The sequence below is a fragment of the Pseudomonas wayambapalatensis genome, from assembly GCF_049942315.1.
In the GTDB taxonomy this organism is placed as follows: domain Bacteria; phylum Pseudomonadota; class Gammaproteobacteria; order Pseudomonadales; family Pseudomonadaceae; genus Aquipseudomonas; species Aquipseudomonas wayambapalatensis.
In genome coordinates, this window is the sequence record NZ_JBNFMU010000044.1 from 1 (window position 1) to 5,736 (window position 5,736).

5 protein-coding genes are annotated in these 5,736 nt (G+C 57.0%); all 5 read right to left on the reverse strand.

Features of this window, described 5'->3' with window-relative positions; all coding sequences use genetic code 11:
• Positions 1 to 124 precede the first annotated feature (124 nt).
• The 5 genes from ACPZMI_RS01195 to thiI all read right to left on the reverse strand — a co-directional run bounded on the left by ACPZMI_RS01195 (position 125) and on the right by thiI (position 5,503).
• Positions 125 to 673, reverse strand: a complete 549-nt coding sequence (locus ACPZMI_RS01195) for a hypothetical protein (protein WP_186665750.1) — start codon at positions 671 to 673, stop codon at positions 125 to 127.
• 38 nt (positions 674 to 711) lie between these two features.
• The gene (locus tag ACPZMI_RS01200) at positions 712 to 1,554 is read right to left on the reverse strand and encodes a hypothetical protein (protein WP_426351521.1); all 843 of its coding nucleotides are present in this window, start codon (positions 1,552 to 1,554) and stop codon (positions 712 to 714) included.
• Positions 1,527 to 1,910, reverse strand: coding sequence for a 2OG-Fe(II) oxygenase (locus tag ACPZMI_RS01205; protein ID WP_426351522.1), 384 nt, complete (start codon positions 1,908 to 1,910; stop codon positions 1,527 to 1,529). The genes ACPZMI_RS01200 and ACPZMI_RS01205 overlap by 28 nt, the downstream gene beginning before the upstream one ends.
• Before the next feature lie 190 nt (positions 1,911 to 2,100).
• Positions 2,101 to 3,921, reverse strand: coding sequence for a translational GTPase TypA (gene typA / locus ACPZMI_RS01210; RefSeq protein WP_186665747.1), 1,821 nt, complete (start codon positions 3,919 to 3,921; stop codon positions 2,101 to 2,103).
• Positions 3,922 to 4,048: 127 nt separating this feature from the next.
• A complete protein-coding gene (gene thiI, locus ACPZMI_RS01215) occupies positions 4,049 to 5,503 on the reverse strand; it encodes a tRNA uracil 4-sulfurtransferase ThiI (protein ID WP_186710208.1) in 1,455 nt (484 codons plus the stop codon).
• Positions 5,504 to 5,736: the final 233 nt, after the last annotated feature.

Here is a 5,736-nt window from a genome sequence, read left to right on the forward strand (position 1 = left end):
AACAAAAACGCCCCCGGCCTTTCGACCGGGGGCGTTTTCATTCAGCCTGAGCTAACTCAGTTCTTGGCTTTCTTGGCAGCGCGGGTACGCTCGCCTTCGTCGAGGATCTTCTTGCGCGAGCGGGTCATCCGGCCTGAAAAAGCTCGCGCCGATGACGCACAGCGATCACCAACATAGCGAGTGCGATGAGGATCGACACCAACCCCAACATCACCACTATGGCTCTTATCGATTTATTGTTCCAGGCGACAACCTGTCGGTGGAGCCGGTCATTGTAGAGAACCCGTCCGTCCAACGTAGCAAGTTCACGAACCATACTGCCTTCTTCCAGGCGCTCCACATTCAGGAGGACCTTGGAATTAATCCGTAAACCCGACTGCTCGTACAGCTTTTGGTAGAGATAGATAGGTTTTCCCTCTGTGACTCCATCCAACTTGTACGCAACGGCGAACCTCACGATCGAACGGTTGTGTTCCCAGCTACTTGGATAACCGGATACCCGCCCTTCAATAACCGTCTGTCTAGAGACATCAGGCATGCGGTAGACTTCCCACCCACTAAAATATAGTGCGGCACTGGCCACCAGACAAACCATGACAAGCAAAAGCAACTTAATACGCCTCAATGGAGGGGACGCCTTGAGTATCTTATAAAACTCGGCAAATGAAGCCATACGCCCCTCCATGGACAGCCACTTGATCTAGTCCATCATCAGTGATATTTATCGCCCCCTCCAAGACCCATGCCAGGTTGGATGATCTCAAAAGGACCAATATCAATACTCCAGCCTGGTGACTCAGGCACTGGAAAAATCAAAGGCCCTACCCCTATAGAATTACCGCTGGGTTCGACTACCTGACCAGGTCCAGCACCATTTTCAACATACCCACTCCCCCCACTACCCCCCATCACACCGTAAGTATGAGAATGATCACTACCGAGCAACACCACCTGAGTATCGGGATCCCAATTACTTACTGCAATCCGGCCCGAATAGGCTGCACTAATCTGCCCCAAAGATGCAAGCGTCAAATCCGGTGCCACCCAGTAATCTGGATAAGCAACACCTGGATCTGCAACGAAATATTTCTCCAGTACAGGTGACAACAACGAATCATACAAATTTTTCGCAGCATCACTCCCGACCACTCCCGCCACATTAGTAAAAACACCTACACCGGTCAAGACAACTGCAACAGGCCCAGAACCGGCCAATAAAGCAACACTTCCAACAACCCCTGCGACATTCCCAACCAAGCTCAATACATCTCCAGAATCAAATTTCTGATCCTGGCGATACTCTGCCGTAATTTTCAGCAACACAGTGGTCGCCGCTAACGTATTCGTCTTTATATTCAGAAACGGTGTGAACCCCGCCGTCAGCCTCACAATCGACGTAACGCTTGCGACCGCAGCACCTGTCTGGGCACTTTGGTTCACCAGGGAAAAGCCCTTCTTGTCGCTGTTGTATTGATCTATAAGCGAGCTGGCCGCCGCGCCTGCACCGACGGGCGTATCGACATACCCTAAGATAATTTCGACTGATCGGGCCATGTTTGCGACTCCCTGATCAGCGTCTTGAATGCGATGCTCATGCGCAGCCTATTGCAGTTCGCTGCCGGAGCCCGTGCTACGTGCGGTATCTCTCCATTGAAAATGACAACTCTTCGAGGTTTGGGCTGAACTGACATGACGATGTTTTCCTTGTCGTAGTCATAAAACATCAACTCCCCTCCCCAACAGGTAGCCCAGTGCTCACTACAGAACAGCATCACCGTTCGCCCAGGTGCCTCGGACGTATTGTCACGATGAATGGGACCATCCTGGCCACTTGTCTGTCCATTTGCATAGACACCTAGAAATGCCCCTAGGAAAGAAAAACACCTTGCTTTTCTATAACTTACCCACATCCAAGATTATTAACAGGAACGAAAATTTAAATCTCACGCTGGCGCGGGGCAATTTCCCACATAGAAAAGCAACGTTATCGTCCGCTGCCTCATATAAACCAACACTCCGATGACAGGAGTTCGATAACGCCACCAACAAAAACGCCCCCGGCCTTTCGACCGGGGGCGTTTTCATTCAGCCTGAGCTAACTCAGTTCTTGGCTTTCTTGGCAGCGCGGGTACGCTCGCCTTCGTCCAGGATCTTCTTGCGCAGACGGATCGACTTCGGTGTGACTTCGCACAGCTCGTCGTCCTGGATGAACTCCAGGGCCTGCTCCAGGGTGTGGCGAACCGGCGGAACCAGGGCGATGACTTCGTCCTTGCCCGAAGCACGCATGTTGTCGAGCTTCTTGCCTTTGGTCGGGTTAACGCCCAAATCGTTGTCACGGCTGTTCAGACCGATGATCTGACCGTTGTAGATCTCCTGGCCGTGCTCGACGAACAGCTTGCCGCGCGCCTGCAGGGTTTCCAGCGAGTAGGTCAGGGCCTTGCCGGTCTCGACCGAAACCAGAACACCGTTCAGACGGCCGGACATCTGGCCCGACTTCATGGTGTCGTAGCGATCGAAGATCGAGGTCAGGATGCCTGCACCGTTGGTCAGGGTCAGGAACTGGTTACGGAAACCGATCAGACCACGGGCCGGGATGTTGTACTCCAGGCGAACACGGCCTTTGCCATCCGGGACCATGTTGGTCAGGTCGCCCTTACGCAGGCCCATCTCTTCCATGACCTTGCCCTGGGATTCTTCAGGGATGTCGATGGTGACGTTCTCGAACGGTTCCTGCTTCACGCCATCCACTTCGCGGATGATCACTTCAGGACGACCAACGGCCATCTCGAAGCCTTCGCGACGCATGGTTTCGATCAGAACCGACAGGTGCAGCTCACCACGACCCGATACCTTGAACTTGTCAGGGGAATCGGTTTCCTGAACGCGCAGGGCTACGTTGTACAGCAGCTCCTTGTCCAGACGGTCCTTGATGTTGCGGCTGGTGACGAACTTGCCTTCTTTACCGCAGAACGGCGAGTCGTTGACCTGGAAGGTCATCGAAACGGTTGGCTCGTCGACGGTCAGCGGCTTCATCGCCTCTACCGCGTCCGGTGCGCACAGGGTGTCGGAGATGAACAGCTCGTCGAAACCGCTGATGCAGACGATGTCGCCAGCCTGGGCTTCTTCGACGTCGACGCGGTGCAGGCCGTGGTGGCCCATCAGCTTGAGGATACGGCCGTTGCGCTTCTTGCCGTTGGTGTCGATGGCGACAACCGGGGTGTTCGGCTTGACGCGACCACGGGCGATACGGCCAACGCCGATAACACCGAGGAAGCTGTTGTAGTCCAGAGCCGAGATCTGCATCTGGAACGGACCTTCACGGTCAACGTCCGGCGCCGGTACGTTGTCGACGATCGACTGGTACAGCGCGGTCATGTCCTCACCCATTTCGGTGTGGTCCAGACCGGCGATGCCGTTCAGGGCCGAGGCGTAGACGACTTTGAAGTCCAGCTGTTCGTCGGTGGCACCGAGGTTGTCGAACAGGTCGAAGATCTGGTCCAGAACCCAGTCAGGACGCGCGCCCGGACGGTCGACCTTGTTGATCACGACGATTGGCTTGAGGCCGGCTTCGAAGGCTTTCTTGGTGACGAAGCGGGTTTGCGGCATCGGGCCGTCCTGGGCATCGACCAGCAGCAGCACCGAGTCGACCATCGACATGACACGCTCAACCTCGCCACCGAAGTCGGCGTGGCCGGGGGTGTCGACGATGTTGATGTGGTAGCCGTTCCAGTTGATGGCGGTGTTCTTCGCCAGAATGGTAATGCCGCGCTCTTTTTCCTGGTCGTTGGAGTCCATGACGCGCTCGTCGTTGAGCTCGTTACGCTCCAGGGTGCCGGACTGGCGCAGGAGTTTGTCGACCAAGGTGGTTTTACCATGGTCAACGTGGGCGATGATGGCGATGTTACGCAGATTTTCGATCACAACTGTATCTCGTGCAGAGGATTCGGTTTGCCGCCAGTCTAGGCAGCCAATATGAAGGTAAAAGGCTCAGCGGGCCCGCAGGTCGGGAGGGCGATGGCGGATGCTGCCGCCATACAGCCCTGGCGTCTTATGCCGGACGATAAACACGCACATTGGCATGTCCCTCACTGAGCAGGTGGTGTGCGTGCAGACGGCTCATCACACCCTTGTCGCAATAAAGCAGGTACTGGCGGTTGGCATCGAGCTGCTTGAACTTGCTGTTGATCGCGTAGAACGGCAGTGCCTGGACTTCGACGCCGTCGATCTGCAGCGGTTCGTCTTCCTGGGCGTCAGGGTGACGAATGTCGATGACGATCTGGCCCGGCAGCGCCTCGGCCACTTCCTCGATCTCGATATCCTTGCCCAGCTCGTCGATCACGTGGTCGATGGAGATCAGCTTGGCGCGCTCCAGGGCGCGCTCGAGCACCGCCATGTCGAACTGCTTCTCTTCATGCTCCATGCGGTGGCGCTTGGCATGGGTGGTCGGGTTCACCGAGATCACGCCGCAGTACTCGGGCATGTGCTTGGCGAAATCGGCGGTGCCGATCTGGTAGGCGGTATCGATGATGTCCTGCTTGTGGCTGGCCAGCAGCGGGCGCAGCACCAGCTTGTCGGTGGCCGAATCGATGATCGCAAGGTTGGGCAGGGTCTGGCTGGAAACCTGCGAGATCGCCTCGCCGGTGACCAGGGCGTCGATTTCCAGGCGGTCAGCCATGCGCGCCGCGGCACGCAGCATCATGCGCTTGAGCGTCACGCCCATATAACTGTTGTCGACCTTGCCGAGAATCTCGCCGACCACTTCTTCGAACGGCACGCTGATGAACAGCACGCGCTGGCTGCTGCCGTATTTCTTCCACAGGTAGTGCGCGACTTCCATCACCCCCAGCTCGTGGGCACGGCCACCGAGGTTGAAGAAGCAGAAGTGGGTCATCAGGCCGCGGCGCATCATCTGGTAGGCGGCCACGGTGGAGTCGAAACCACCGGACATCAGCACCAGCGTCTGCTCCAGCGCACCCAACGGGTAGCCGCCGATGCCATTGTGCTGGTTGTGGATGACGTACAGGCGCTGATCGCGGATCTCGATGCGCACCATCACTTCGGGGGTCTTCAGGTCGATGCCGGCGGCGCCGCACTGCTGGCGCAGCTGGCTGCCGACGTAGCGATCGACGTCCATCGAGGTGAAGTCGTGGTGGCCACCGCGCTTGCAGCGCACAGCGAAACGCTTGCCGGCCAGCAGGTGGCCGAAGTGCTGCCTGCATTTGTCGACGATGTCGTCGAAGTCGCCCAGCGGATATTCCTGCACCTGCAGGAAGTGGGTGATCCCTGGGGTGCAGGTCAGGCGTTCGATCATCTCGCGCTGGATCTTCTCGTCCTCGATGCGGGTGACCACTTCGAGGTTATCCCAGACACCATCGACCACGAGCTCCGGATCCAGATCCTTGAGCACGTTGCGGATGTTCTTGCCGAGCTGGCGGATGAAGCGCTTGCGCACCGGCCGGCTCTTGATGGTGATCTCTGGGAAGACTTTGACGATAAGTTTCATTGAGTTAACAGCGCGCCCGGGGCCTGCCGAAAATGAGGGGCGCGAATTATAGCGGAAATGGCTCGAGGTTTGAGCAACTTTTGATCAGAGGTTTGTTCGAGGGCTTTCGGGTGGGATTGATGGCGCTTGCAAAGGCCCTTTCGCGGGGAAAACCAACCCCCCAAGAACCGCAGCCCCCAACAAACCCACGGAAGCGGGGTTGCCCCCCAAAAGGCCCCCACAAAAAACACCAC

Coding starts and splice junctions, on each gene's coding strand:
- ACPZMI_RS01195 (WP_186665750.1), bottom strand. CDS start 673: ATGGCTTCATTTGCCGAGTTTTATAAGATACTCAAGGCGTCCCCTCCA.
- thiI (WP_186710208.1), bottom strand. CDS start 5,503: ATGAAACTTATCGTCAAAGTCTTCCCAGAGATCACCATCAAGAGCCGG.
- ACPZMI_RS01205 (WP_426351522.1), bottom strand. CDS start 1,910: ATGTGGGTAAGTTATAGAAAAGCAAGGTGTTTTTCTTTCCTAGGGGCA.
- ACPZMI_RS01200 (WP_426351521.1), bottom strand. CDS start 1,554: ATGGCCCGATCAGTCGAAATTATCTTAGGGTATGTCGATACGCCCGTC.